The sequence below is a fragment of the Arthrobacter sp. TJ-270 genome, assembly GCF_058269075.1.
Genome location: NZ_JBZCNB010000011.1, coordinates 1 through 26,625 on the forward strand (window position 1 = coordinate 1; position 26,625 = coordinate 26,625).

Sequence of the window (26,625 nt, forward strand, 5' to 3'; positions counted from 1 at the left end):
TCGCCGACGCGAGAGTCGCAAGCACCTCGCCGGTGGCGGGATCATGCACGTCGAAAGTGCCGCCGTCGGACGCCTCCCGCCACCCACCACCAATCAATAGGCGGGTAGGGACAGAGGCGAGGAGATCGGCCTCACGCTGGCGTGACACAGCAGTCGGATCGACAAGGGCAGTAGTCATGAGATTCCTAAAGAACGTGAGTGACGGCGATAACTCGCCCTTAGGTGGCGGGCTATCGCCGTCCTTTGATTGATCAGATGAAGGGACGCCTCCTTCTCAGTCAGATGGTGCGGTCCCTGATAAAGGCAGCGACCTGGTCCACTGTTTGTTCTCCACGGGGAATACGTCCCGCTGAGGTGAATAACCCGTGGGCGTATCCGGGAAGGTGCTGGTACAGGACTTCGGTGCCTGCCCGGGCTAGTGCGGCGGCGTAGTTCGCGCCTTCATCAACCAGCGGGTCGTTGTCCACAGTGATCACGTACGTTGGCGGCAGTCCTGCAGGGACCTGAGCCACGGCGGGGCTGATTTCTGGTGCAGAGCGGTCGACCCACTCTGGCAGATAATGGCCCGCGAACCAGGCGATGGTGTCGGCAACCAGGGGGAACCCATCTGTGACGCGGTTGTAGGACGGCGAGGACATGGTCAGGTCCACCATGGGGTACATGAGGACCTGGCCAACGACGGGCAGGGGATCCGTCGTGGTGACGTTCTCGTTGGCCAGGACTGCGGCCAATTGCCCGCCCGCGCTGTCACCGACGAGCACAGCCTCGGTTACGTCCAGGCCGTGCTCGTTGCCGGCATCAAATAGCCAACGCATCGCGCTGCGGCTGTCGTTAATCGCGGCCGGGTAGGGATGCTCCGGGGCAAGCCGGTAGTCCACCGCAATGACGGGCAGGTTGGTGAGGGAGGCCAATCGACGGCACAACCCGTCATGAGTTGAGAGGCTCCCCATGACCCATCCACCGCCGTGGAAAAACAGGACGGCGGGGGTGGGTCCTCCGGTGTTGCGGGGGTCATAGACCCGAACCCTGAATTCCTCCACGTTGACTTCTTTGATCGACGACAGCGGGTCACCGCTCAGTCCGTTGGCAGCGCAGCCGCTCTCGTAGAGCTCGCGCACCTGCTTTACAGGGTAGGAGTGAAACGGGCGCCCGCCGGAGGCCCGGAATTTCTGCAGGACCTCCGTAGCGTCCGGCGCTACGGGCCTCCCGCTGAATTGGTCGGTTTTTCTCACTTTGCGGGCCCGGATTCGGCCAGCTGCAGGTAGTCGTCGAGCTGGAGATCGTGGGTGTGGGCCCGGTATTCTTCGACGGTTCCGGACCAGTTGTTGATGACGCGGCCGTCCTCGTTCTTGTACCAGGAGGAGCATTCGGAGGAGAACGCAGACTTCTGGAGTTCTTCCTGAACGTGTGCGTTGAACTTCTCGACTACCGCCCGGTCTACTTCCAGGAACCGAGATTCATCAGCTGCGATGTACTGGACAGCCTGGGCGATGTAGCGGTGCTGGGCCTCCAACATAGAAACGACCGAGTTGTGGTTGAGGTTGGTGTTGGGGCCGTAGACCAGGAAGAGGTTGGGGAAGTTGTCGACGGTGATGCCCAGGTAGGCTTCCGGGGCGTTGCCCCATCGCTCGTCGAGGCCGATTCCGTCGCGCCCGGAGACGCGCATGGAGCCCATGAAGGCGTGGCTCTTGAACCCGGTGGCGTAGATGACGACATCAAATTCGTGCTCGACGCCGTCAGCGGTGCGGAGGCCACGGGGTGTGAATTCCGTGATTGCTTCTGTCACGAGTTCTACGTTCTCTCGAGTCAGCGCGGGGTAAAAGTCGTCGCTCCGCAGGATGCGCTTGCAACCGAAGTCGTAGTCGGGGGTGAGCTTGGCCCGCAGTTCAGGGTCGGAGACCTGGGTCTCGAGGTGCTGGCGGGCCAGTTCGACTCCTTCCTCTGAAGCTGCGGTGTGGCGGCGGGTACGTTCGAATCCGGCTTCGCGGAATTCGTGGATTTCCTGACGCAGTTGGCGGTAGGTGTCCGGGTTTTCCTGGAAGCGGGCGCTCTCTTCCTCGGTGAAGATGTACTGGTCACGGGGGAGGATGTAGTTGGCTGAGCGCTGGAATACGGTCAGGTTCGATGCGATCTTGGCAACCTCGGGCACGTACTGAACGGCGGTTGCAGCGGAGCCGATGGAAGCGACGCGTTTGCCGGTCAGGTCAAGGTCGTGCCGCCACTTGGAGGAGTGGAAAGCAACGCCTTCGAAGGTTTCGGTGCCGGGGAAGTTGGGGATGTTCGGATCGTTCAGCTGGCCCCAGGCAGCCACCACCGAACGGGTCAGGAACTCTGAACCGTCTGTAGTGTGCACGGTCCAAAGGCGGCGGTCCTGATCCCATTCAGTCGCGGTGATGTTCTGACCAAAGTGGACGTGCTTGCCGAGCCCGAATTCCTCAACCATGGAACGCAGGTAGCCCTGGAGTTCCTCCTGGCCGGCGAACATCCGGGTTACCTTGAGGTTCAGGAAGTAGCTGTAGCAGTAGACCAGAGCTTGGGTGTCGCATGCGGCACCGGGGTAGGTGTTCTCGCGCCATACGCCTCCCACATCGTTGCCGCGCTCGAGGATCAGGAAGTCCTCGATGCCTTCCTGGACGAACTGGGCTCCCTGGCCCAGGCCGCCGAAGCCGGCGCCGATGATGATTGCGCTGTATATGTGGTCATTTGTGGAGGGCATGATGTTCTCTCTTCGGAGCTGGAATATGGGTGGTCAGGAAAAGGTGATGATCTGGCGCAGTGCATGGCCGCCGTCGAGCGTGTCCATGGCGCGGTTGATTTCTTCAAGCGGCATAGTGTCGGAGACCAGGCCTTCAACTGCCAGCTGGCCGGATCGCCAGAGCTGTTCGTAGATCGGGATGTCGTGTTCCGGGACTGCTGAGCCGAGGTAGCTGCCCACGATCGACCGGGCTTCTGCTGTCAGGGCCAGAGGGTCGATGGAGACCGACTGGCCCGGTGCCGGCAATCCCACGGTGACAGTGACGCCCCCGGGCTTTGTCAGTGCGATAGCAGCTTCCAGAGCGCGCGGGTGTCCGGCGGCCTCGATGACGGCGTCAAACTTTCCGCCGCGTTCCAGGGCATCAACAGGGGTCATGGCGTCCGCGGCACCAAGGTTCCGGGCGGCTTCCAGTTTGGCTGGCAAGGTATCGATGCCGACGACGTGTTCAACTCCGGTGGCGATGGCCGTAATGAGTGCCGCCATGCCTACTCCGCCCAGACCGACAATGGCTACCCGGGCCGAAGGACCCGGCTTGGCAACGTTAAGGATGGCTCCTCCGCCGGTGAGAAGGGCGCAACCGAGCAAAGCGGCGATGTGCGCCGGGACGTCGGATCCGACCGGCACAACGGAACGGCGTGAGACCACGGCGTGCGTGGCGAATGCCGAGACTCCAAGGTGGTGTTGAACCGGCTCACCCTGGTCACCCTGGCGGGAGAGTCTGCGGTTCCCGCCCAGCAGCGATCCTTCAGTATTGGAAGCGCTGCCCTGCTCGCACGGCGTTATGCCGTTGGAGTTGCATCCTGAACATTCGCCGCAGCGGGGGAGGAAGGTCATAACGACGCGCTGGCCCAAGGAAATGTCATTGACGCCCTCGCCCAGTTCCTCAACTATGCCGGCCGCCTCGTGGCCAAGAAGCATCGGAACGGGTCGCGGCCGGTCCCCGTTGACGACGGAAAGGTCGGAGTGGCATACGCCGGCCGCTTCGATGCGGACCAGGATCTCGCCCTTGCCAGGACCTTCGAGTTCGAGGTTCTCCACATGGATGGGACGGGTGTCCGCGTAGGGCCGCTCTGCTCCTATGGCCTCAAGTACCGCCCCGCGTATGGTCCTGGCGCCGGTGGCCGGCTTCGCGTTTGACTTCGTAGCTTCGATCGTCACGATTGTCCTCTCAGTGGTGCAGTAAAGCCGTGCAGGGCGAAGTTGTTTTGGGAAGGACCGCAGGGCGCTGAGCAGCACCATGTGTGCTGCCGTATGTTGCTCATCGTTCCTCCTGCGACGGGTGTGCTCATTCCCCCCAGGAGGGATCGTTCCTCCGGCGATGGACTGTCCATTGAGATTAGGCAGCCGGTAGGACTGCGTCTCGGTGCAGAAAGTCGATATATGCGCTTTCCTTTGTACGATGCGTCAAAGAGTGTGCGGGGGCAGTTGTGTAACCGCGTTCATGGGGAGCCCCACGTGGCACGGGATAGGCATCTTCATCAGGGGTCGCTTCGTCCAGTGGCCGGTTGTTTTCCGGCCAGCGGGGCTGGGGATGCGACTTAGTCGTTCGGGGTCGCTTGGGAACGACCTCTTAGGGCGAGCCAGAGCTGGGCGGCAACATCGGGGTCATCCAAGTTAACCCCCAGCAGTTCCTTAGCCTGGGCAATTCGGTAGCGGACCGAGTTCCGGTGCACGCCTAGTTCGCGGCCGGCCGCCTCCCATTGCCCGCGGTGGGCCAGGTAGGAGCGGACCGTTTCAAGTAGCTGCCCGGTGTGGGAAGCGAGTTCATCCACCCATTCGTCTGCCGGCAGGTCGAGGCCGTGACCAACGCGTATCAGTTGACCGGCGGGCGCTGAGGCGGCAACCTCGGCCACCTGCGCCCCGATTTCGTGAAGGCGCCGTAGTGGCATCGGGCCACCCCATGCACCCCGGACACCTTTCGGCAGCGTCGGATAGGGGCTCGATGCTGCCTGAAGCATAAATACGACACCGGAACGTTCGAGTACCAGCCCGGACAGAGCGTGCTGCGCCGCCAGCTGTTCGCTATCGGGCAGGACCGCGACGAAGGCTGTTTCCGGTAGTGGGTCGGATTCCATCTGCTTTGCAAGGAGCCGGGCTGCATCGTCATGTCCTTCGAGGACCAGCGCTGCGAGCATACCCTCAGCGCGTCGACGCGCAGCCGCGGCGCTGCGCTGTCCGGCTGCTCTGGCCGCCAGGAGCGTGGATGCGGTGAGGAATAAGTGCCGCTCGGCAGCAGCCAGTTGCCCGCTTCTGCCTAACGCCAGGTAGCCCGAGGCGGCCGGACCGTCAGATACCGGGTAGAGGGAGGCAACACCGGATGCCAGTTGAATATTGCCGGTGGCACCTCGGCGCGAGTTCCGCAAAATGGCGGATTCCTGGGTGAGTTCGGTCAGCAGTCCCGGCGGGAGTTCAGCACCGTTGGCGGCCGAAGATGGGGCCCCGTCGCCTTCAGGCAGGTATGCAACCCAGGTACCCAGAGCGCGGGACAATTCTCGGACAATCTCCGGTTCCGCGTCATCCTGCGCGGCGGCCCGCGTCAGTGCCACCTGAAGCCCTAACAGAGCGGTGAGTTCGGCTTCACCACCCTGCCTGACAAGCTCCCAGTATGCGCGCGACACGGCCAGGAACGGGGACTCGCGGGGAATAGTCAGAAGAGGAAGGCCAGCATGCACGCAGGCCGCCCGCAGTTCGTCCGGCACCATGGCATGTCCTGAGCCCAAGCCGAGACCCAGAGCAGCCACGCCGCCTTCCACCAGACGCTGCACATAGTTTTTAGCTGCCTCTTCGCGCGCATCTCCATCCAGGCCGGTGAGCTGCAGTCCGACAGTGAGGAGAAGCTCGCCACCATAGAGGAACATCGTGGGATCCTCCAGCTCGGACACGTGCACGCCCGTCAGTTCAACGCGGGGGAGCGGAATGGGCCAGTAGGGCGCCAAGTCGCGCTTCGCAGCCTCAACAAGCCTCGCGAGGGTGATCATGGGTAAATCGTAGGCGACCGTCTTTTGTACGTTGAGACTTATCCTTGAACATCTCTGGACACATCGTCCAGCGGCACGTCACCGGCCTGTCCCTATGGTGGATTTCACCACACGAGGAGGACCCATGACTGTCACATCAGAACTCGCCGCAAACCAGGCCAAGGATCCGGCCGCCGTTAAGGCCACAGCACGCCGCCTGCTCACCGAGCTTCCGGGCCCGCGTTCCCTCGAGCTGGAGGCCGAACGCCGCCAGCACGTCACCGACGCATTTGGTATTACTCTGCCCGTGTTCATTGACCACACGCAGGACGCGCTGCTTATAGACGTTGACGGCAACCATCTTATTGATTTCGCCTCGGGCATTGCCGTGACTAGCGTTGGCGCTGCAAACCCGAAGGTGGCCAAGCGCGCAGCCGCCCAGCTTGAGCGCTTCGCCCACACCTGCTTCATGGTGACCGAATATGCGTCCTTCGTCGAAGTCTGCCGGTGGCTCAACGAGCACACCCCCGGCGACTTCGAGAAGCGGACCGCTCTGTTCACCACCGGCGCAGAGGCTGTAGAAAACGCCATTAAGGTCGCCCGGGCAGCCACTCGCCGCCCCAACATCCTCGTCTTCGACGAGGCCTACCACGGCCGCACCCAGCTCACGATGGCGATGACAGCAAAGGAGAACCCGTACCGGCTCAACTTCGGACCTCTGCCGGGCTCAGTTTTCCGCGGACCGACGGCGCCCGCCCACACTTCTCCTGACGGACCGGGGAATGCACTCGAACAGATCGAGGCACTTCTGGCAGAACAGGGCGCGGAAACGTTCGCCGCTATGGTCATCGAACCGATTCAGGGCGAGGGCGGTTTCATTGTCCAGGCCCCCGGGTTCCTAAAAGGCATTCGTGAAATCGCGACCCGCCACGGCATCGTACTGGTTATCGATGAGATCCAGACCGGCATGGGCCGGACCGGCACGCTGTTCGCTTCCGAGCACGAAGGTGTTGCCGGGGACATCACACTGTCCGCGAAAGCTCTTGGCGGCGGATTGCCGCTTTCGGCCACTACAGGCCGCGCCGAACTTATGAACGCAGTCCACACCGGTGGTCTCGGCGGGACCTACGCCGGCAACCCTGTAGCATGTGAGGCCGCCCTGGCTGTCTTCGAACTCCTCGAAGACGGCAAGCTCCTGGAGAACGCCACTGTCATCGAAGCCGTAGTCAGGCGCCGCTTGGAGCCGCTTCTAGAACTCGACGGCGTCGCAGGCGTTCGTGGCAGGGGTGCAATGATGGCAATCGAATTCCGCGATGCCTCCGGTCCCCGTGGAGACCTTGCCACCACGGCCGCGAAGGCAGCCAACGCTCATGGTGTGCTGACTCTTACCTGCGGCACCAATGGAAACATCATCCGGCTGCTACCTCCGCTCGGAATCGAAGCGGACGTCCTCGACGAGGGCCTTGCGGTGCTGGAGGCATCCATTCGGTCGGTATTATCATGATTTTCCGGGGAAGGTGGACCCGGCGGGGTCAGCTATGAGGTCGGGTGCGGGCTCCGGCGCACACATGGAGGGGATCGTCGTCGCCGATTTCTCCCGCGTGCTCGCCGGTCCGCTCGTGACCATGACCCTGGCCGATCTCGTGCCCGGGTCAACAAGGTCGAGCGCCCCGGAACCGGGGATGACACCGGGCAGTGGGCGCCACCTTCCTCAAAGACAAGCGCGACTTATTTCGAAAGCGTCAACCGGAATAAGGATTCGGTCACCCTTGACCTGACCGACCCCGAGGATCTGGAGCTTGCCCGGGAACTGGCACGCCGCGCCGACGTCCTGGTGGAGAACTTCAAACCCGCATGGCTCACCGAACTGAGCCTCGGATATGAGTCACTGGCCGAGGAGAACCTAGGCCTGGTGTACGCATCAATTTCGGGTTTCGGCTCGGAAAGCGGCCGTGACCTGCCCGGATTCGACTTCATAGTGCCTGCTGACGGCGGACTGATGAGTATTATCGGTGACCCGCAGGTCGTCGCTCTGGTCGGTGTACTGACAGCGAAGGATGCCACGATCGGCATCCTCGCCGCCCTTTCCGAGCCTAATTCCACGAGTCTTGGCGGGCGGATCCAGTCAATCTTCCCCGGATGGCGGCTGGAGCTTCGACGGGGCCGTAACCAGACAATCGACGCCGGCCTCCCGCAACGCCCCGGCCAAGACAAAACCAGTAGGCCCTGCCTCATAGACCACGCGGCACGCGCCCGGGAGCGACTGAATCCACGCCAGAATTCCACCGTGGTCCGGATTCAGCCGTGTCCGCAGTATTTCACCCATTTCGCCGTCGATCGCGCAAGCGACGACCGTGAGAGCGTGGACGTTCAGGCCGACGTGAGTACGCTCGTGCCTAGCTGGAACCTCCAAACTTCAAACGTGGCTCTGCTCCAATGGATTAAGTCTGGGGACAACCCAGGTCATCTTGAAGAGAAGGTTCCAGCGCCGCATGTCGGATCGGCCGCTGGAAGACTCGCGAGGTTTTACGGACAGGGCGAGATTATGGCCGTCTTGACGGCCGGCATCTCCGGCTCCAATTCGCCTTTTGGCTCGCTGGGTTCAGCCCTGTGCGGCCTCGTCGAGGCTGATGACTTCATCCAGGACGGCCTTGACCACTTTGCTGGGGTCATCACGCCGCCACGCTGCCCTGAGGTGGACATCGGCTGTCGAGTCCTCGAGCGGGACGAAGACCACATGCGGATCGGTCGCGTGCCTGGCAACCGATGCGAGGGTCAGGTGGCAGCCCACTTCGGCACTGACCAAGGCGAGTGCAGTCTGCGTGTCCGGAGCCACTTGGACCACGTCCGCTACGAAGCCGGCTTCCTGTGCCAGACGGTGGAGCCGGTCGGGCAGGACAGCACCCTCGAAGGGAGTCAGTGAGACGAAGCCGTCTCCGGCAACCCGCCCCAATGCCAACCGGCTGGCGCCGGAAAGCCGGTGGGTATCGGGCATTGCCAACACCAGCGAATCCTGCATCACCACCCGGGAGGAGATTTCTGCCGGGATGGCGTCCCAGCGTCCCAGTGCAATGTCTGTTTCCCCCTGTATCAGCTTCTTCAACGCCGGGAGGGCGAAGTTCTGGCTGGACAACTCCAGCTGGATTCCCGGACGGTTGGATTTCACCTGACGGGCGAGCCGGGCAACCAACTGGTGTGTGGACACGCCGGCGAAGGCAATCCGCACTAACCCCGTCTCGCCTTTCTCGGCGGATATCACGGCTTCCTCGGCACGGCGAAGCGCCTCGAGAACTTCGGTGGCCGGGGCGATCAGTGCCTGCCCGCTGGTTGTGAGCTTCACTGATCGGGTGGTGCGGTCGAGCAGGCGCGTCCCCAGCTCGGTTTCGAGCTGCTTGATAATCCGGCTCAAAGGTGGCTGGGCCATGTGCAGCCGCTCGGCCGCCCGCCCGAAGTGCAGTTCATGAGCCAGGGCGAGGAAGGCCTTCAGCTGGCCAACGTCCATGGTTCTCCTCCGCCATACATTATTGAGGCAAGAGTATCACCGGGCGGGGCATCAGTGCCTGAATCTGCATAAATGCCCTGACACCCCTGAGGCCCGGGTGACGAGCAAGTTCGGCGGTTAGTGCCAGTCGTAGAAGCCCTTGCCGGACTTCCGACCCAGTTCGCCGGCCGCGACTTTGTCGCGGAGGATCTGGGGCGGTGCAAATCGGTCACCCAGCGCCGTGTGCAGGTATTCGGCGATGCCCAAACGCACATCAAGGCCCACGATGTCCGTGGTGCGAAGGGGCCCCACCGGGTGCTTGTAGCCCAGGACCATGGCGTTGTCGATGTCCTCGGCAGTGGCCACTCCCTCCTGAATCATCCGCATCGCCTCCAGCGCGATGACGACTCCCAGGCGTGATGAGGCGAAGCCCGGGGCGTCCCGAACCACTACAGCGGTTTTTCCCAGTCCGTCCACCCACTGCTTCGCCGCGGCGAGGGTCTCCTCGGAGGTTTTCTCCGCGATGACCACTTCGATAAGCGTCGATGCCGGCACCGGGTTGAAGAAGTGCAGGCCCAGGAAGCGCTCCGGCCTCGGCAGCGATTCGGCAAGCCGGCTGACGGACAAGGAGGAGGTGTTGGTGGCGAGGTAGGCATGCGGGGCAAGGTGCTCGGCCACGGCGGTAAGTGCGGTTGTCTTGAGCTTTTCATCTTCCGGAACGGCCTCGACCACCAGATCGCAGGAGGCGAACTCGGAGTAGTCGACGCTCGTCGAAAAGCGGTCAAGGACCTCTTTTCGGTTGCCGTCAATCACGCCGCGCTCATATGATCTCGCGACGGATTCGGCGATGCGTCCCCTGGCGCTGCGGGCTGCGTTCTCATCACGCTCGACGATCGTCACTGTGGAACCATGGATGAGGAAGGCGTGGGCGATGCCGGCACCCATACGGCCGCCGCCCAGAATGCCAACAGTTGCCGGGAGGAGTGCTGTTGGAGCTGTTTGATTGCTGGTGCTCACGGTTACTTCTTCCTGTCGAGGAACTGCTGCATGCGGTCGAATTTCGCCTGGGATTCGAAGAGGATGCCTTGGGCGAGGGTGTCGATGATGGGATGAACCTCACGAGGTGCGTGGAAGACGGTCTTGGTCAGGCGAACCGCGAGGGGGTCCTGACGCGCGATGCGGTCTGCCAGTGAGTGGGCCGCCGTCAGGAGTTCCCCGGGTTCCACGAGTTCCGTGATGAGACTTGCCCGGAGGCACTCGTCGCCGGTCAGCGTACGCCCGGCCAGGAGGATTTCCTTGGCCAGCGGCTCACCAACGAGTTCGCGGAGCCGCCAGGTGGCCCCAGCGGCGGCGACGATGCCTAACCCGGTTTCCGGGTTGCCCATCCGGAGGCCAGTGGTGCCGATGCGGAAGTCGGCGGCGTAGGCAAGCTCGGCGCCGCCGCCTAGAGCGAACCCGTCCAGGGCGGCGATCACCGGCATGGGAAGCTTGGCGATTCGGTCGAATAGCGAGGAGTTGATGCCGGCCAAGGCATCATCCCGACGGCGTTCGCGGAGTTGAGCGATGTCGGCACCGGAGGCAAAAAATGCCTTTGAACCGGTTGCTGTGTCCGCCGGCGTGCCCGTCAGGATCAGGATCTTGGGTGTTGTCTCCAGGTGCGCGCAGACGGTGTGCAGCTCGTGAACCATGGCGTCGTCAATGGCGTTGCGCACCTCCGGACGGTGCAAGCGAACCAGAAGCCGGTCCTCCCGCTCGCTAGGCTGCAACGTCGTGAACGTCGATGCCTCCAGGAAGGCCCCGTGGCCGGTACCTGCTGCATCAACGGCGTCGTGTATTTCCTGAGTAGTCACTACACGCCTTCCACGAGCAGGGCTGTTCCCTGACCGACGCCGACGCACATGGTCGCGAGGCCTAGCGTGCGGGCGTTACCTGAAAGTTCGCGTTCCATCCGCCCAAGGAGGGTTACGACGAGCCGGGACCCGGAGGAGCCGAGCGGGTGGCCGAGGGCGATGGCGCCCCCGTCGGCATTGACGATTTCCTGCTCCAGTTTCAGTTCGCGCATGACCGCAAGGGACTGTGAGGCGAAGGCCTCGTTCAGTTCGACAGCGCCCAGGTCACCGACGGAGAGTCCGGCGCGGTCCAGGACCTTGCGGGTGGCGGGGACCGGGCCGATGCCCATAACCTCGGGCGCTACTCCTGCCGAACTGCCTTCCAGGATCCGTGCCCGCGGCGTCAGGCCGTACCTTTCTATCGCGGCTTCGGAGGCGACGATAATCGCTGATGCTCCGTCATTAAGGGAGGAAGCGTTCCCGGCGGTAACCACGGAGCCGCCTTTGACGACAGGCCGGAGTCCGGCGAGGACCTCCAGCGTGGTCCCGGGCCGGGGCCCTTCGTCGGTGTCCACCAGCGTGGTAGCGCCCTTGCGCCCGGCAACGCTCACGGGCACGATTTCGTCAGCGAACCGGCCGGCGCTGATCGCCGCCAGGGCACGTTCGTGTGAACGGGCGGCGAAGGCGTCGCAGTCATCCCGAAACGTGCCGTAGACGCGGGCGACTTCCTCGGCGGTCTCTGGCATGGAGAAGGAGGCCTTGCCGTCACGGGAACGCTCGCCGCTCAGGAACGCCGGGTTGGTGAAGCGCCAGCCGATGGACGTGTCGAAAACCGCGCCGGGCTTGGCGAAGGCCTTATCGGGTTTTTCCATGACCCAAGGGGCGCGGCTCATGGATTCCACGCCACCGGCGACCACGATGTCCGCAGCTCCTGCCTTGATCATGTGGCTGGCCATGATGATGGCTGACAGGCCCGAGGCGCAGAGCCGGTTGACAGTGATGCCCGGGACACTATCGGGGTAACCCGCGAGGAGCCAGGCCATGCGTGCTACGTTGCGGTTCTCCTCGCCGGCACCGTTGGCATTGCCGAGGATGACCTCGTCCACCACTGCCGGGTCAATGCCGGCGCGTTCGACGGCGGCGCGTACCGTGAGTGCCGCGAGATCGTCCGGGCGTACGGAGGAGAGGGAGCCGCCGTAGCGGCCGACGGGCGTTCGCGCGCCGCCAATCAGAAAGGCCTCAGCCATGTTTTTTCCTTTGTTCGTGTCGCTGTCCGTTTGCCGGATCAGAAGGGTTACTTGAAGGCGGAAATGCCGGTTATGTCGCGGCCCACAATGAGAGCCTGCATGGAATCGGTGCCCTCGTAAGTGGAGACCACCTCCATATCGGTCATGTGGCGGATGACATGGTTCTCCAAAAGGAGACCGTTGCCGCCGAGCAGGTCACGTGCCTCGTTACAGATCCACTTGCCTTTTTGGGCGGTGGCCATCTTGACCATGGATGCCTGAGCGCTCGTGAGATGGCCGCGGTCAGCGAGTTCGGCCATCCGGGTGCACAGCAGTTGCATGGTGGTCAGCTCGCTGAGCATATTCGCCAGCCGGGACTGGACCAGCTGGTAGGAAGCGATGGGTTTGCCGAACTGGTGGCGGGTCTGGGCGTAATCGGCGGCGATTTCGAAGACGGCCATGGCGTGGCCCACGGCTTCCCATGCGGCTCCGCCGCGGGTGGCCTGCAGGACCCGGGACACGTCACGGAACGAGTGGCATCCCTCCAGTCTGTTGGCCGCGGGCAGACGCATTTTCTGAATGACGATGTCGGCCTGGAGGATGGCGCGTTTGCCCACCTTGCCGGTGATCACAGTGGGGGAGTACCCCGCCGGGTAACTGCCGTCGTCGTCCTTTTCGATGACGAACGCGTTGACGTTCCCGTCCTCGGTGTTCCGGGCGAACAGGACAATGACGTCCGCGACATGCCCGTTGCCGATCCACCGTTTGTGGCCATTGATCACCCACTGGTCACCGTCGCGACGGGCGCTGGTCTCCAGCGCGACGGAATCGGAGCCGTGGTCAGGTTCAGTCAGGGCGAAGGCACCCATTTTCTCAATCCTGGCCAGGGCCGGGAGCCAGCGTTCCTTTTGCTCGTCGCTGGCGAGGATGTTCAAGGCACCCATGCACAGGTTGGAGTGGACACCGAGGAAAGTGTTGAGGCTGCCGTCGGCGCGGGCCATCTCACGGGCCACCATGCCGGCGGCCTTACGGCTCATCCCCGGACATCCATAACCCTCGATGATGGTCCCGATGATTCCCAGTTCAGCCAGCGGCGGCAGCAGTTCGGTGGGGAACCCTGCCTTCTCCCAGAACTCATTGATGACCGGCAGGACACGGTGCTCGGCGAACGTACGGACCTTGTCCCGGATGCCGATCTCCTCGGGGGTGAGGTCGGCATCCAACAGGAAGTAATCGGAGAGCGCTGTGCGCTGATCAACTGTGGTGGTCATGATTGAACTGTCCGTTCTAAGCTTGCTGGAACTGTGACGACGCTGCAGCGGCGGCCGCTGCTTCTGGGGTCGGGGACTCTTCGGATGCGGAGCGCAGCCACGCGAGAATCGGCTCTCGGTGGGCGTTGTGATCCGGCGGGGCCATGTCGTAGCTGACTGGGGTGTCGGAGAAGGTGATGGGGTTGCGGATCCCCGGCAGCGCGGACTCGCCCGCACCGACTTTGACGATGGGATCCAGGCCGATCCGTTCGGCGAATTCAAGTCCCTGGCGGACGTCGTTGATCGGCGCGCAGGGGATCCGCGCCTCTGTGAGGACCTCGAACCACTCGGCGGAACCTCGGCTGGACAGGGCCTCCAGCAGCAGTGGCCTGAGTGCCTGGCGGTTAAGGCTGCGCTGAGGAGCGGTGGCAAAGCGGTCGTCGCCGGTCAAGGCTGGCGTGCCAAGCACCTGGCAGAGCCGGCCGAACTGGGGGTCGTTGCCTATAGCGATCACAATGTCGCCCTCGCCCGTGGCCATTGGCTCATAGGGGTAGATGCTGGGGTGTTCGTTCCCGAGCCGGGTGGGAACACTGCCGCTGAGGAGGTATCCGGCGGTCTGGTTGACCATGCCGGACAGGGCGGAGGACATCAGATTGACTTCGATCCGCTGGCCTTTGTTGCTGCGCTGACGTTCCTGGAGGGCGGCCAGGATGCCGATGGCCGCGTGCAGGCCGGTTATCACGTCGAACACGGCCACGCCGGACCTGTATGCGGCGGTTTCGGGTGAGCCGGTCACGCTCATGAGTCCAGACAGCGCTTGGACCAGGAGGTCGTAGCCGGGGAGGGACGCGCCGCCGGCCGTCCCGAATCCGGTGATGGAGGCGTAGATGACGCCGGGGTTTGTTGCCGCAACCGTGTCGTAGTCCAGGTCGAACCTGTTCAGCCCGTTGGGTTTGAAGTTCTCCACTACCACGTCTGCCTGCCCGGCAATTTCCTGGGCGATGCGCCGGTCCTCGGGGTCCTGGAGATCGAGGGAGATGGAGCCTTTGTTCCGGTTGATCGAGAGGTAGTAGGTGGACTGGCCGTCCCGGACGGGAGGCTTCCAGGCGCGGGTTTCGTCACCGTCAGGGCTTTCGATCTTCACCACCGTGGCGCCCATGTCAGCCAGCAGCATGGTGCAGTAGGGGCCTGCGAGCACGCGGCCGAAGTCGGCCACGAGGAGCCCGGCAAGGGGTCCGCTGCCGGTACGGCCGAACATGTCGGCGCCGAGCGGCGCGTCTGGTGCGGCGAACTCTGCGGCCTGATCCCTGTCGCCGGTAGGGCTTGTTGCAATCGTCACGATGCTCCTTGAATCCGCGGGTGCTGAATCTATGCCTTGGGGATCCGGATGAGTTTTTTGTTGGCGAATTCGTTGATCCCGTATTGGGCGAGTTCACGCCCTACGCCTGAACGCTTGACGCCGCCAAAGGGCAGGTCCGGGGCGCTGCGGCTGATGCTGTTGATCCACACCATGCCGGTTTCCAGCTGGTCGGCGAGTTGCTGGGCGTAGTCGATGTCGGCTGTGTAGATGGAGCTGGACAGGCCGTAGGGGGAGTCATTGGCCAGGTCGATGGCAGCCTCGGGGGAGTCCACGTGGAAGACCACTGCTGCCGGGCCGAAGACCTCTTCCGAGTAGGCGCGCATCTGGGGTGTCACGCCGGTCAGGACCGTGGCAGGGTAGTAGGCGCCCGGTCCGTCCGGGCCGGCATCGCCGGTGTAGGCTGTTGCGCCCTTAGCGGCGGCGTCCTGGACCAGCCCGTCAATTTCTTTGACGGCTGACTGGGAGGACAGCGGACCGAAGGTCGTTTTTGCATCCGTGGGGTCACCGGGCGTGGTCCCGGACATGGCTTCGGTGTAGCGGCGCAGGAACTCGTCGTAGATGTCGCCGACAATGATAAAACGTTTAGAGGCGGTGCAGGCCTGGCCACCGTTGAACATGCGGCCCACAACGGCTCCTGCCACGGCTTCGTCCAGATCCGCATCGGGCAGCACGATAAAGGGGTCGGAACCGCCCAGCTCCAGCACATACTTCTTCAGGTGGCGTCCGGCGACCTCTGCCACGGCGGACCCGGCCTTTTCCGATCCGGTCAGGGAGACGCCCTGGACCCGCGGGTCCGCGATCATCGTGGCGATCTGGGCGCTGGTGGCAAATGCGTTGATATAGACGTCGGCCGGCAGCCCGGCATCGCGGAAGACTGCCTCGATGGCCAGGGCCGACTGCGGGCAATTACGGGAGTGTTTCAGGATGACGGTGTTGCCGAGTGCGATGTTGGGCGCGGCGAAACGGGCCACCTGGTAGTACGGAAAGTTCCACGGCATGATGCCTACAAGGGGGCCGATGGGTTCGGTGCGGACCACGGCCTTGCCCGGCCCTTTGATGTCCAGCGTCTCCTCGCGGAGGAAGCGTTGGGCATTGGTCGCGTAGTAGTCATAGATGGAGGCAACAAGGGCGACCTCACCCTTGGCCTCCGCCGTCGTCTTCCCTACTTCAAGGGTCAACAGGGAGGCCAGCTCGTCAGAGCGCTCCCGGTGCAGTTCTGCCACGCGGGTGAGGATGGCACGGCGTTCGGCCAGCGGAACCGAGCGCCATTCACGGTATCGGGTGAACGAGCGTTTCAGTACGTCCTGTACATCCTCGTCACTGAGGGATGCGAACTCGGCAACGCGTTCGCCGGTTGCCGGGTTGATGGTCGCATAGTTACTCATCGTCTGACTCTCTTCTGCAGGATGGTCGTCTTTGCTTACAGTCGCAGCTGGCAGCTATGCAGTCCAATACTTATTACCTGGATCATTTATGATTTTATGACATGAATCGGCTGCCGGGTCTTACTGGGTCAGACCGGGGTCAGTCCGCGAAAGTGCTCTTGGTTCATGGTTTTCCATTGCCTCGTGGATGCCGGGGTGGCGTGTCACACTTCACAGGTGTAACGTGGGCCACGACCTATACGAACATGTCTGTATAGTTTCTGCCAGAACCAGTCTCACAGAATACTGTTCACATCTCAACCACCCATTACCCGTGAGGAAGGCCAGTATGACTGTGCGAACAGCCGTTGTCGTCACCGGGGGGTCCAGCGGACTCGGTGCCGCCGCTGCGCTGCGCTTCGCTGCCTCCGGCTATACAGTCCATGTCTTCGACATGCAGGCTGAATCGACGACCCCCGTCATGCGCGGTATCGATGGACCCATCGTCTTCCACCAGGTAGACGTGCGGGATGACGAGAATATCCGCAAAGCATTCAAGGCGGTCGAGCAGGCGGTCGAGCAGGCCGACGAGGAGTTGCGTGGCGTAGTTCATTGTGCTGGCATCGCAGGCTTCGGACCGAAGAATCCGGGCCAGCTCACCGATGCCGAGAAGCACGTCCCGCTGGACAACTTGGGCAGCATTGAGAACGTTCTGATCACCAACATTTTGGGCACGTTCTCCGTTGTCCGTCACGGTGCGTCCTTGCTGGGCCGGAACGGTCGGCATCCCGAGGAGGAGAACGGTTTCATCATCCTGACCTCCTCAGGAGCGGCGACCGACGGCAAGGCCGGTCAGTCGGCATACTCTGCCTCCAAGGCTGCCATTAGCGGTATGACGTTGCCGTTGGCGCGGGAGTTGTCAGCCTTGGGGGTCCGTGTGGTGACCATTGCGCCGGGCTTGTTCGACACGCCGATTCTTGACGACACGCCAAAGATTGAGCGCCATGTGCCGTACCCCGGTCGTGTGGGCGACCCGGACGAATTCGCCCGCTTGGCCCTGCATATCTCGGAGAACCGCTACATCAACGCGGAGGTTATTCGCATTGATGGGGGGAGCCGCGGGGGATTTCGTTCCCCGGTCCCATTCGTCCGTTAAACCATGAGTGATCCTCGGCTTGCCGTTTCCGATGGTCACCTCAGCAACCTACGAGGAAGTAGAAACCGTTATGCTGAAACTCATCAGGAGACTGGACTGGCTGCTCAGTGGACTAGCAGCTCTTGCCCTCCTGTTCATGATGCTCGTGTCCCTGGGCAACGCCGTGGGGCGCACGTGGTTCCACACACCGCTGTATGGCGCCAACGAAATCGTTGCCCAATGGTTCCTGCCGGCGGCCATCCTGTTAGCCATCGCCGGCGCCCAGGTCTGGAAAGAGCACATCGACGTGACTCTGGCGGTCGAGACTATGAACCCGCGTAACCTCTCCTGGATCCGGCTGATCGTCAACGTACTCTCGGCAGCCCTCTGCCTCGCCTTCGCGTGGTACGGATTTGGCGAGGCGTTGAAGCAGACCCGCGTCCACGCGACGGCCGGCATCACGTCACTGCCCGTCTGGCCGTCCTATTACCTCGTACCCCTCGGATTCGCTGTGGCGACGATCGTCTTCGCCCTCGATGCCTGGATGGGTTTCAAAAACCCTGAGCACCCCTTGAACACGGGGACCGGCAAACCCGTCTCCGATATCGACGCTGAAGCAGTTAGGGGCTAAACATCATGAAGGAATTTGTAATTGCCGAACACCCGCCCACAGGCCTGTCCCCACTGGGGATGAGTACTTACGGGTTCAAGCAGGACACCACAAAACACAAGAACACCACGGTGAGGTTCTGGATCCTTATCGCCGTCAATGTCGCTTTGGCTATCGGTTTGTTTACCAGCCAGACCAACGAGGTGGCGGGACTCTGGGCCATTGGCCTCATGGTGGCCATGATGCTCATTGGTCTCCCGATCGGCGTTGCACTGTCCCTCGCCAGTGTCGCCGGGTTGCTGCACGTCAGCGGTGCGGCGGCCGCCGTCAACGTCTTGTCCTCGGCGCCCTTCACTGCGTCCAGCAGTTGGTCGATGTCGGTGCTGCCGATGTTCATCCTCATGGGCTTCCTGCTGACCCAATCGGGATTGACCCAGCGCCTGTATCAGGCGACTTACCTGTGGTTCGGCTGGCTGCCCGGCGGGCTCGCTATCGGCACGACGGCTGCCGGTGCTGGGCTTGCTTCGGTTAGTGGGTCCACCATTGGCATGACCTACGCTCTCGGGCAGGCCGGTATCCCCGAGATGCTTAAGGTCGGCTATGACCGACGCGTCGCTGTCGGGGCCATCCTCACCGGCGGTCTCGCCGGCCAGCTCATCCCGCCCAGCATCATTCTCGTGGTCTACGCCGGCGTCGTGTCGGTGCCAGTGGGTCCCCAGTTGCTTGCCGGCATCATTCCCGGCCTGGCTATCAGCGCCATGTTCGCCCTGCTGTTCCTTATGATGGGCATCGTTCTCCCGAAGATGATGGGCCGCGGCAAGGATGCTAAAGCAGTTCAGGAGGACATCAAATGGCGTGAACGGTTCACGTCCTTGCTCGGCCTGTGGGGGCTCCCGCTGATCATGCTCGTGCTGTTCGGCGGTCTCTTCACCGGAGTCTTCACGCCTACGGAGGCCGGAGCCGCCGCGGCCTTCATGTCGCTGCTGCTCGCGTTATACTACACCCGTCGCAATGACCCGCTGAAGCAGGTAGCGAAGTCCCTCGTCAATGCCGCCCGGTCCACGGCTGGAATTTTCTTCATCTTGATCGGGGCCGAGATGCTCACGCGCATGCTGGCCGTTACTGGGGTCGCTGGCCAGGTGACCAACTTCATCCTGGAGTTGGACTTGCCGCGGTTCTGGTTTCTGATTGCCCTAATCGTGCTCTACATTTTCATGGGCATGTTTTTTGACACCATGTCAATGATCCTGCTGACCGTCCCGCTGCTGATGCCAGCCCTTGAGTTCTACGACATCAGCCTGATTTGGTTCGGTGTCTTCATCGTCATTCTGGGCGAGATCGGCATGATCACCCCGCCGGTGGGCGTGTTGGCCTACATCACGTACAACCTGACGAAGCGGAAGGAGGTCAACCAGGGCGTGAAAATAACCCTGAACGATGTGTTTATGTCGATCCTCTGGTTCCTGCCCTTCGCGATCTTATTCCTGGTCATCCTCATCTTTTGGCCTGAGATCGCCACTTGGCTGCCGTCCATCTCATCCGCCTCTTGATCTTGACGAGCCGCGGCTGGCCCGGAAGCCCCCGGTCGTTCCCAAGCCGTCAACGGTTTGCCGAGCGCCGGCGAGATCTTGTCACGCGCGGGCTGCGGCCAGCCGGGACCATCCACGCAAGGGAGCGCCGTGTCCGAGAAGCCCGAACTGACCTACGCCACTTGGGGCGAGTTGTCCGCTTCGGATGAGGCGGTGCCGGAGATCCGGACTGACTATCTTGGCCATAAGGGTTACCGCTTTGCCGTACTGACGCTGGAGAATCCCGACCGCCGCCCGGTGACCCTGGGTCCGGCATCCTTGGCCAATTTCGCTGCCGCGGTGCGCGGTGTGGATCTGTCGAAGGTGGATGGGGTGGCCGTGACCGGTACGGGTCCAGTCTTCTGCGCCGGCGCGGACCTGAAGAAAATGATCGAGGCCGCCACGCCGGAACACGCCGAGAGCGTCGCACGTCAAGGGCTTGAGGTGTTTAGTTTACTTGAGTCGCTTCCCGTGCCCACGTTTGCATTCATCAACGGTGTTGCGCTCGGCGGGGGACTCGAGCTGGCCCTGCATGCTTCATTTCGCGTGGTTGCGGATTCAGTCCGGGCCCTTGGCTTTCCCGAGGCGCGCCTGGGCCTGATCCCGGGCTGGGGCGGCATCCCACGCACTGTGGCTTTGATCGGCCCCGCCTTGACAGCCCGCCTCATAATTTCGGACTCGCTTGCGGGGAAGAACCTCTCCGCGCGGGCTGCCGCTGAACTTGGTCTGGTTGACGCCGTGCTCCCGGAACAAGGTTTCATGGCTGCCTCGCTGGACTTCGCCGTCGGCATTCTCTCTGGCACGGCGTTGGCCCCAGACACTGTTCGGACCAGTGCAGACGGCCCCAAGCCCGACGTCGCCTCCGGCGCGGGGTACGCCGCGCTGGATGACGTCCGGGCCCAGCTCGATTCCCGTCTGCACGGTGCTGCGCCGGCGCCCTACCTTGCGTTGGAACTCATCTCCGGGGCTGGCGCGGACCCCGCCGGATCTGCAGGCCCGGGCGCGGAGATCCGGGCGTTCGGCGAGCTGCTGCTCTCCGACGAGGCCCGCGCCAGCATCTACGCCTTCCATGTAACACATTCGCTGGCGAAGAAGCCCGCGGGCCGTCCCACCGTCGAACCTTCGCCGGTCCGCGCTGTCGGCGTCGTCGGCGCAGGCCTGATGGCCAGCCAGCTCGCCCTTATCTTTGCGCAGCAGCTGCGCGTGCCGGTACATATCACGGACCTCTCACAGGACCGTGTTGACGCGGCCTTGAGCTGGGTAGCCGGTCAACTCGATAAGCTCGTGGACCGCGGCCGCCTGAATGCCGCCGCCGCCGCCGTCATCCGCACCCTGGTCACAGGCGACACCAACAAGGCCGCCTTCGCGGACTGCGACGTGGTCATCGAGGCGGTCTTCGAGGAGCTGGACGTAAAGCGCGCTGTGTTCGCCGACCTCGAACCCCTGCTCCGCCCGGACACCCTGCTGCTGACCAACACATCCTCGCTGTCCATCCAGGCCATGGGCGAGGCCCTCGCGAATCCCGGCCGGCTGATCGGCTTCCACTTCTTCAACCCTGTAGCCGTACTGCCGCTGGTGGAAATCATCTCTACCCCGCAGACGGACCAGACCACCCTGGCAACGGCATTCGAGCTGGCCCGCCGGCTGCGCAAGACGCCCGTGCTCGTCACAGACACGGCAGGCTTCGTAGTTAACCGCGTCCTGACCCGGCTCTTCACCGAGGTCCTCGCCCTGCTTGACGACGGCGCCGACCCGCACAATGTGGACCACGCCCTCGACCCGCTGGGCCTGCCCATGACGCCGCTGCAACTGCTGCAGTTCATCGGCCCGGCCGTTCAGCTGCACATTTGCGAAAAAATGAACCAGACCTACCCGCAGCGGTTCAGCGTCAGCACCAGCCTATCGGCGCTCGTGGCCGCGGGACTGCCGGGGTATCTGGACGACGGCGGAATCTCGACTGCCGCGGCCGCCCTGCTCCCGGCGTCCATCGCCCCAGATCCTGGCACGGTCCGCGCCAGGGTACTGACCGCGTTGGCCGAAGAAGTCACCGAGATGCTCGAGGAAGGTGTGGTGGCCGGCCCGGAACAAATAGACCTGTGCATGATCCTCGGCGCCAACTACCCCTTCCACACCGGCGGCCTGACCCCGCTGCTTGACCGGGAAACAGGCACCACCTTCCACCCGCAGCTCCGGATACACGCTCCGGCATCCACTTAGCCTGCAAAACGCTGGCCCTTACCGCCGCCGCAACGAAGACCAAGAGTTTTTGCCAGTCCACGTCCAAGGAGAAGAATGAATCGCAGTACAGATGTCGTCGTCGTGGGCGCCGCGCGCACGCCACAGGGCAGGCTTATGGGCCAGCTCGCCCCGCTGACCGCTGTTGAGCTTGGCGGCGCGGCGATCGCCGGCGCGTTGGAGAAGGCAGGGGTCGAGCCGGACGCCGTCGAAGCTGTCATCATGGGCCATGTGCTCCAGGCGGGTGCCGGCCAGAATCCCGCCCGGCAGGCCTCAGTCGCAGGAGGCATCCCGCTCAGTGCCCACGCGGTCACCATCAACAAGGTGTGCCTGTCCGGACTAAGCGCCATCATAGAGGCAAGCCGGCTATTGCAGCTGGGAGAAGCCACGGTGGTGGTCGCGGGCGGGCAGGAATCCATGTCCAACGCCCCGCACCTGTTGGCAGGTTCCCGGGCCGGGCACCTCTACGGAGATGCAGCGCTGATCGACTCCGCCGCCCACGACGGCCTCACCGACGCCTTCGATCATGAGGCCATGGGGCTCGCCACCGACCGCGCCAATGAGGCGCTGGGCATCCACCGCGCCGATCAGGATAGGGTCGCCGCTGAGTCCCACCGGCGTGCGGCCGCTGCCCAGGCTACCGGGCTTTTCGCCGCCGAGATCGTCGCACTTAAGGTACCACGGCGCCGCGGGGAGGCCGAGCTTGCCGCGACCGACGAGGGCGTGCGCGCCAACAGCACCGAAGCATCACTCGGCAAACTCCGGCCAGCCTTCTCCCCAACAGGTACGGCGACTGCCGGCAACGCCTCACCGCTGAACGACGGTGCTGCCGCCGTCGTCCTGACCACCCGTTCCTATGCTGAGACCCACAGCCTCAGAATTCTTGCGACGGTGGGGGCTCCGGGGCAGACCGCCGGCCCGGACACCTCCCTGCCCGACAAACCTGCCCGCGCCATCGTCAAAGCACTCAGTACGGCCGGGTGGTCAGTGGAGGACCTGGACTTCGTGGAGATCAACGAAGCGTTCGCCTCCGTGGCCCTGCACTCGGCGGCACAGCTTGGCCTCAGCATGGATAAGGTCAATGTCAACGGCGGAGCCATTGCCCTCGGCCATCCCATCGGCGCATCCGGCGCGAGGGTCCTCGTCTCCGCAGTGCACGAACTAGTGCGCCGCGGCACCGGCAAAGCAGCCGTGGCACTGTGCGGCGGCGGGGGCCAAGGAGAAGCGCTGCTGCTTTCGCGCTGAACTACCGTATCCCCATTCTCCAGCAAACGGACGAACCCCCCATTGGAGTTCGCCTGCGTACCTCAACCGTTACATCAACCAAGAATCCTACCAAAAGCAACCGCAACATGGCTCGCTTGGGCTGGAGTGGCTGAAGAGCTTTGGAACGATTTAAGCCCGGTCGGCAGAGTGCGACGCATTGATTTCGTAAGGGGCAGCAGTGTTGGTAGTCAGCGCCTGGCGTTCAAAGCTGCATGGGAGCGTGAACCTGCTTGAATTTATCCCTAAGCGGGGCAGCTGCCCCCTACTCCTCGCCCCGGCAATCACCACGCCCTGGAACTGGACTGCCGCCTGCCGTCGTCGGGCTGCATTTACACGTTCCCTCTCTTGAGCTTGCTGATGAAGAATGCTTTTCATCGAGATTCCTTTTGGGTTTGACGATCAGGGAGATCGCTCATGGATGAGGGGGTTGGTGCTGCCGGACCGGGTAGTGAATGGCCGTGAAATTGGCTTCCCGCTGATGAGGGACTCTGTCAGCTACCTGCTGGCGTGGCATGGCCCTGACCACACGACGTCTCACAGCCCAGTCATGACGCGAAGGCCCCCAGACCATTACGAACTGGGGGCCTCGCCTGATGGGTCGCCATGCGACTCAGTGCCTCCGTGCGTCCCGAGGGATTTCTGACACGCCGGCAAGCACGGTATCGATGCCGATGTTGCTGGCTAGGGCCATCACATCGATGACCTGCTCCGGGGTGGCCCCGTAATCAAGGGCTTTCTTCGTGTGGGTGCGAATCCCGGGCGTGAAGAGATGGGTCGGGGCGACGTCGATGGCGATATAGATCAGTTCCTTGAATGATTCAGTGAGTGGTCCGTGGTTCCAAGGGATGCTGGAAAGGTCGAGATAGGCCTCGAAGTACTCCGGCGTGTAGGCCAGGACGAGGTCCCAACCGGGAGTCCAGTACTTTCGGTCGCTGATGAACCGTTCCTTGAGGGCGCGGCGGTAGTCGTCCAGATCCTGATCGGAGACGCTCGCGCTGACACCCAGTTCCTCGAACACCTCGTGGGCGACAGGGACCCCGACGAGCATCGAGTGAACTCCCAGCGACGCAGCGAGTTGAAGGGTCTCGAGGATCTCTTCGGCGGAGGCGCCTAAGCGCTGTGCCTGACGGATGTGGTGGGCTGTCGCAGCACGACTGAGGTAGGTGACCTGTCCGGTAACGGCGACGCAGATGAGTTCCCGTTCCTTAGGGGTTAGGTTTCCTCGGGCGGACGTGACGTTAAGGAGGCGGTCATAGGCCTTGAAATACCGGGGATCGGCGATAAGCAGGTCCTCAAGATCGTCGCTCCAATAACCATGGGACGTTTCGAAGCGAAGCCGCAGTAACGACATGTCGTGCGTGTCCACCACGGGAGCGCGCCCATCTTTCGAGTTGTCGGGGATCAATGGATCGGGCGGAGATTATTCCCCGCGGTCTCTCCGCCGTCGATGGCTATTGCCGCACCGCTGACGTACTGTGACTCATCGCTGACCAGGTAAACGACCAAGGGACTGATCTCCTCGGCCTCTGCCGCACGGTCCAGGGGTACTTGTCCGAACCCGCGCTTCAGGTGGGCGGTAAGCGGCGTGTTTACGGAGCCTGGATGGATGGAATTCACGCGGATCCCCTGGGGGCCTAGGTCCATAGCTGAAGTCTTCGTCAGTCCCTGGACGCCCCACTTGGAGGCGGAGTAGCCTGCGCGTTGCTTGAACCCGACCAGACCGGCGATGGACGAGACGTTAACGATGGAGGATGCCGGGTTTTTGCTGAGCTCGGGGATGGCAGCCTTCATCCCGTAAAAGGTGCCACTGAGGTTGATGCTGATCACCCTGTTCCAATCATCGATGCTGGCGTCCGCGGCGGAACCCCGGCTGCTGATTCCCGCGTTGTTGACAAGAGCGTCCAAGCGGCCGAAACACTGTACCGTCTCCGCCACTGCAGCTTTCCATGCCTGGAAGTCTGAGACATCGAGGTGGACGAAGGCTGCAACCTCGCTGCCTATCTCGGTATTGATCTCTGCCACGAGGCTAAGGCCCGCGTCCTTCTGGATGTCGCCCACCATGACGGAGGCACCTTCCCGGGTAAGTGCACGGGCATGGGCAGCTCCCATGCCGCTGGCTGCTCCAGAAATCAGAACGACCTTGCCGCTGGCGCGGCCGCTACTAGAGGGGGTCATGACATCTCCTAATGTGCTGAATATTTGCTGCTGACCGACTATATGGACATTGATGGTGCGAGTTGTCCGCGGCAACCTGTCGGGAATCGTCGTGGACTGCGGTTGCAAGACCGGTAGCGAGATCCTCGATGGCACCAGGACCGCGGCTTGAACGACGCAATTACTGGGTGGCGGCCGTTGCAGTGCAAGGGCGTGATCACGCAGCGGATCCAAGGGAGTGGAATAGGCGAGCGACCACGCGCTAATTGTAGACATACTTGTATGTATTGTGGTTGACTGTGATCAATAACGCTACGGAATGAGCTGGGTCACACCCGGAGACACCCCAAGGAAACGGAGAGCCAATGAGCCAGGACAACCTTCACTTCGGCATTTTTCTGCTGACCAACGTGCCCGAATGGAGCACCGAACACGAGGCAATCCACAAGGGGATCGAGCAGATCAACCTGGCCGATAAGCTGGGATTCGAGGAGGCCTGGGTCGCCGAGCACAATGCTCGCCGCTATGGCATCATCTCGTCCTCGCAGGTCATGCTCGCTTCGGTCGCGGGGACCACGAAAAACATCCGTCTCGGCTCCGGCGTCACGCGCCTGCCGATGAACCACCCGCTGAAGCTGGCTGAAGACTTTTCTCTGCTGGATGTCATCAGCAACGGCCGCCTGAACTTCGGCATTGGCAAGGCTTACGACCTGCTTGAGTTTCAGGCGTACGACATCGATCCGAATGAGCGCGATCAGCGCTACCAGGAGACCTTCGAGATCATCATGCAGGGTTGGAAGACCGGCAAGATCAACTACAAGGGTAAGCACTTCACTGTCCCGGGCTATGGCGAGCATGCCGACGAGATCCAGCTAATGCCGATGCCCGTGCAGAAGCCCCATCCGCCGGTCTACATCATGGTGTCCCAGACCGAGGATTCCCTGCGGTACGCCGCCCGGGAAGGCTTCGCTTTCGTCCTGGGGCAGATGCCCACGTGGGAGCACATGGCCCACCTTGTCAGGGTTTACCGCGAAGAGGCCCGTAACGCGGGCTTCAGCTACGACGATATCGATGCGAACATCGCCCGATCGTCACAGCTGAAGGCAATCCACGTCTCCGACGACCGGGCGACCGCCGAGAAGGAATACGAGCAGGGTCTGATGTGGTACCTCAGCATCCTCAGCAACCGAGCCAAGGTCGGGCTGGGCCTCACGGAGCTCAGCTTCCAGGATTACCTGGATAAGGGCGCGATCATCTTGGGCTCTTCCGACGACGTCGCCCAGCAACTCGAGGACTACAAGAAGGTGACCGGGATCGGCGGTCTGGTCGGTTGGTTCGATGCCGGTAGCCAGCCCCAGGAGCAGGTGCTGCGGTCCATGACGAAGTTCGCCCAGGAAGTCCGCCCGCAGCTCACCGCTAGAGGCTAGTCACGAGC

Annotated in this window: 20 protein-coding genes and 2 pseudogenes; 8 read left to right on the plus strand and 14 right to left on the minus strand. The window is 62.9% G+C overall.

The window, feature by feature from the left end; all coding sequences use genetic code 11:
* From AC4D2M_RS15925 to AC4D2M_RS15945, 5 genes and pseudogenes are all read right to left on the minus strand, one after another.
* Positions 1 to 178 (minus strand): annotated as a pseudogene (locus AC4D2M_RS15925) (NAD-dependent succinate-semialdehyde dehydrogenase); the annotation flags it as partial.
* A gap of 100 nt (positions 179 to 278) precedes the next feature.
* On the minus strand, positions 279 to 1,118 hold the full coding sequence (locus AC4D2M_RS15930) for an alpha/beta hydrolase (protein WP_490892876.1): 840 nt from the start codon (positions 1,116 to 1,118) through the stop codon (positions 279 to 281).
* 110 nt (positions 1,119 to 1,228) lie between these two features.
* Positions 1,229 to 2,716, minus strand: a complete 1,488-nt coding sequence (locus AC4D2M_RS15935; RefSeq protein WP_490892877.1) for a flavin-containing monooxygenase — start codon at positions 2,714 to 2,716, stop codon at positions 1,229 to 1,231.
* 33 nt (positions 2,717 to 2,749) lie between these two features.
* Entirely contained in the window at positions 2,750 to 3,913 is a 1,164-nt protein-coding gene (locus AC4D2M_RS15940; protein ID WP_490892878.1) for an alcohol dehydrogenase catalytic domain-containing protein, read from the minus strand.
* A 380-nt stretch (positions 3,914 to 4,293) separates the two neighbouring features.
* A complete protein-coding gene (locus tag AC4D2M_RS15945) occupies positions 4,294 to 5,733 on the minus strand; it encodes a PucR family transcriptional regulator (RefSeq protein ID WP_490892879.1) in 1,440 nt (479 codons plus the stop codon).
* Between the two features lie 124 nt (positions 5,734 to 5,857).
* On the opposite strand from AC4D2M_RS15945, the gene AC4D2M_RS15950 reads away from it, so the two are divergent.
* Both AC4D2M_RS15950 and AC4D2M_RS15955 read left to right on the plus strand, forming a co-directional pair.
* A complete protein-coding gene (locus AC4D2M_RS15950; RefSeq protein ID WP_490892880.1) occupies positions 5,858 to 7,216 on the plus strand; it encodes an aminotransferase class III-fold pyridoxal phosphate-dependent enzyme in 1,359 nt (452 codons plus the stop codon).
* Positions 7,217 to 7,417: 201 nt separating this feature from the next.
* A pseudogene (locus AC4D2M_RS15955) lies at positions 7,418 to 7,777 on the plus strand (CoA transferase); the annotation flags it as partial.
* 537 nt (positions 7,778 to 8,314) lie between these two features.
* Here the strand turns inward: AC4D2M_RS15955 and AC4D2M_RS15960 are convergent.
* The 7 genes from AC4D2M_RS15960 to AC4D2M_RS15990 form a co-directional block, all read right to left on the minus strand.
* Positions 8,315 to 9,214 (minus strand): LysR substrate-binding domain-containing protein, encoded by a 900-nt coding sequence (locus tag AC4D2M_RS15960; protein WP_490892881.1) that lies wholly within the window; start codon positions 9,212 to 9,214, stop codon positions 8,315 to 8,317.
* A gap of 117 nt (positions 9,215 to 9,331) precedes the next feature.
* On the minus strand, positions 9,332 to 10,210 hold the full coding sequence (locus AC4D2M_RS15965) for a 3-hydroxyacyl-CoA dehydrogenase family protein (RefSeq protein WP_490892882.1): 879 nt from the start codon (positions 10,208 to 10,210) through the stop codon (positions 9,332 to 9,334).
* 2 nt (positions 10,211 to 10,212) lie between these two features.
* The gene (locus AC4D2M_RS15970) at positions 10,213 to 10,983 is read right to left on the minus strand and encodes an enoyl-CoA hydratase/isomerase family protein (RefSeq protein WP_490892925.1); all 771 of its coding nucleotides are present in this window, start codon (positions 10,981 to 10,983) and stop codon (positions 10,213 to 10,215) included.
* 59 nt (positions 10,984 to 11,042) lie between these two features.
* Positions 11,043 to 12,269 (minus strand): acetyl-CoA C-acyltransferase, encoded by a 1,227-nt coding sequence (locus tag AC4D2M_RS15975; protein ID WP_490892883.1) that lies wholly within the window; start codon positions 12,267 to 12,269, stop codon positions 11,043 to 11,045.
* A gap of 47 nt (positions 12,270 to 12,316) precedes the next feature.
* On the minus strand, positions 12,317 to 13,519 hold the full coding sequence (locus AC4D2M_RS15980; protein ID WP_490892884.1) for an acyl-CoA dehydrogenase family protein: 1,203 nt from the start codon (positions 13,517 to 13,519) through the stop codon (positions 12,317 to 12,319).
* A gap of 16 nt (positions 13,520 to 13,535) precedes the next feature.
* On the minus strand, positions 13,536 to 14,837 hold the full coding sequence (locus AC4D2M_RS15985; RefSeq protein WP_490892885.1) for a CaiB/BaiF CoA transferase family protein: 1,302 nt from the start codon (positions 14,835 to 14,837) through the stop codon (positions 13,536 to 13,538).
* A 29-nt stretch (positions 14,838 to 14,866) separates the two neighbouring features.
* Positions 14,867 to 16,243 (minus strand): NAD-dependent succinate-semialdehyde dehydrogenase, encoded by a 1,377-nt coding sequence (locus tag AC4D2M_RS15990; RefSeq protein ID WP_490892886.1) that lies wholly within the window; start codon positions 16,241 to 16,243, stop codon positions 14,867 to 14,869.
* Between the two features lie 328 nt (positions 16,244 to 16,571).
* Between AC4D2M_RS15990 and AC4D2M_RS15995 the strand changes: the two genes are divergently transcribed.
* The 5 genes from AC4D2M_RS15995 to AC4D2M_RS16015 all read left to right on the plus strand — a co-directional run bounded on the left by AC4D2M_RS15995 (position 16,572) and on the right by AC4D2M_RS16015 (position 23,015).
* Positions 16,572 to 17,378, plus strand: coding sequence for an SDR family NAD(P)-dependent oxidoreductase (locus tag AC4D2M_RS15995; protein WP_490892887.1), 807 nt, complete (start codon positions 16,572 to 16,574; stop codon positions 17,376 to 17,378).
* A 31-nt stretch (positions 17,379 to 17,409) separates the two neighbouring features.
* Positions 17,410 to 17,988, plus strand: coding sequence for a TRAP transporter small permease (locus AC4D2M_RS16000; protein WP_490892888.1), 579 nt, complete (start codon positions 17,410 to 17,412; stop codon positions 17,986 to 17,988).
* A 5-nt stretch (positions 17,989 to 17,993) separates the two neighbouring features.
* A complete protein-coding gene (locus AC4D2M_RS16005) occupies positions 17,994 to 19,517 on the plus strand; it encodes a TRAP transporter large permease (RefSeq protein ID WP_490892889.1) in 1,524 nt (507 codons plus the stop codon).
* A gap of 129 nt (positions 19,518 to 19,646) precedes the next feature.
* On the plus strand, positions 19,647 to 21,752 hold the full coding sequence (locus AC4D2M_RS16010) for a 3-hydroxyacyl-CoA dehydrogenase NAD-binding domain-containing protein (RefSeq protein ID WP_490892890.1): 2,106 nt from the start codon (positions 19,647 to 19,649) through the stop codon (positions 21,750 to 21,752).
* A 75-nt stretch (positions 21,753 to 21,827) separates the two neighbouring features.
* On the plus strand, positions 21,828 to 23,015 hold the full coding sequence (locus tag AC4D2M_RS16015; RefSeq protein ID WP_490892891.1) for an acetyl-CoA C-acetyltransferase: 1,188 nt from the start codon (positions 21,828 to 21,830) through the stop codon (positions 23,013 to 23,015).
* A gap of 631 nt (positions 23,016 to 23,646) precedes the next feature.
* Here the strand turns inward: AC4D2M_RS16015 and AC4D2M_RS16020 are convergent.
* Complete coding sequence (locus AC4D2M_RS16020) at positions 23,647 to 24,387, minus strand: carboxymuconolactone decarboxylase family protein (protein ID WP_490892892.1); 741 nt, start codon at positions 24,385 to 24,387, stop codon at positions 23,647 to 23,649.
* A 50-nt stretch (positions 24,388 to 24,437) separates the two neighbouring features.
* Positions 24,438 to 25,211, minus strand: coding sequence for a trans-4-hydroxycyclohexanecarboxylate dehydrogenase (gene chcB1 / locus AC4D2M_RS16025; RefSeq protein ID WP_490892893.1), 774 nt, complete (start codon positions 25,209 to 25,211; stop codon positions 24,438 to 24,440).
* Between the two features lie 344 nt (positions 25,212 to 25,555).
* Here chcB1 and AC4D2M_RS16030 point away from each other — a divergent pair, with 344 nt between their 5' ends.
* Positions 25,556 to 26,617, plus strand: a complete 1,062-nt coding sequence (locus tag AC4D2M_RS16030) for an LLM class flavin-dependent oxidoreductase (RefSeq protein WP_490892894.1) — start codon at positions 25,556 to 25,558, stop codon at positions 26,615 to 26,617.
* Positions 26,618 to 26,625 lie beyond the last annotated feature (8 nt).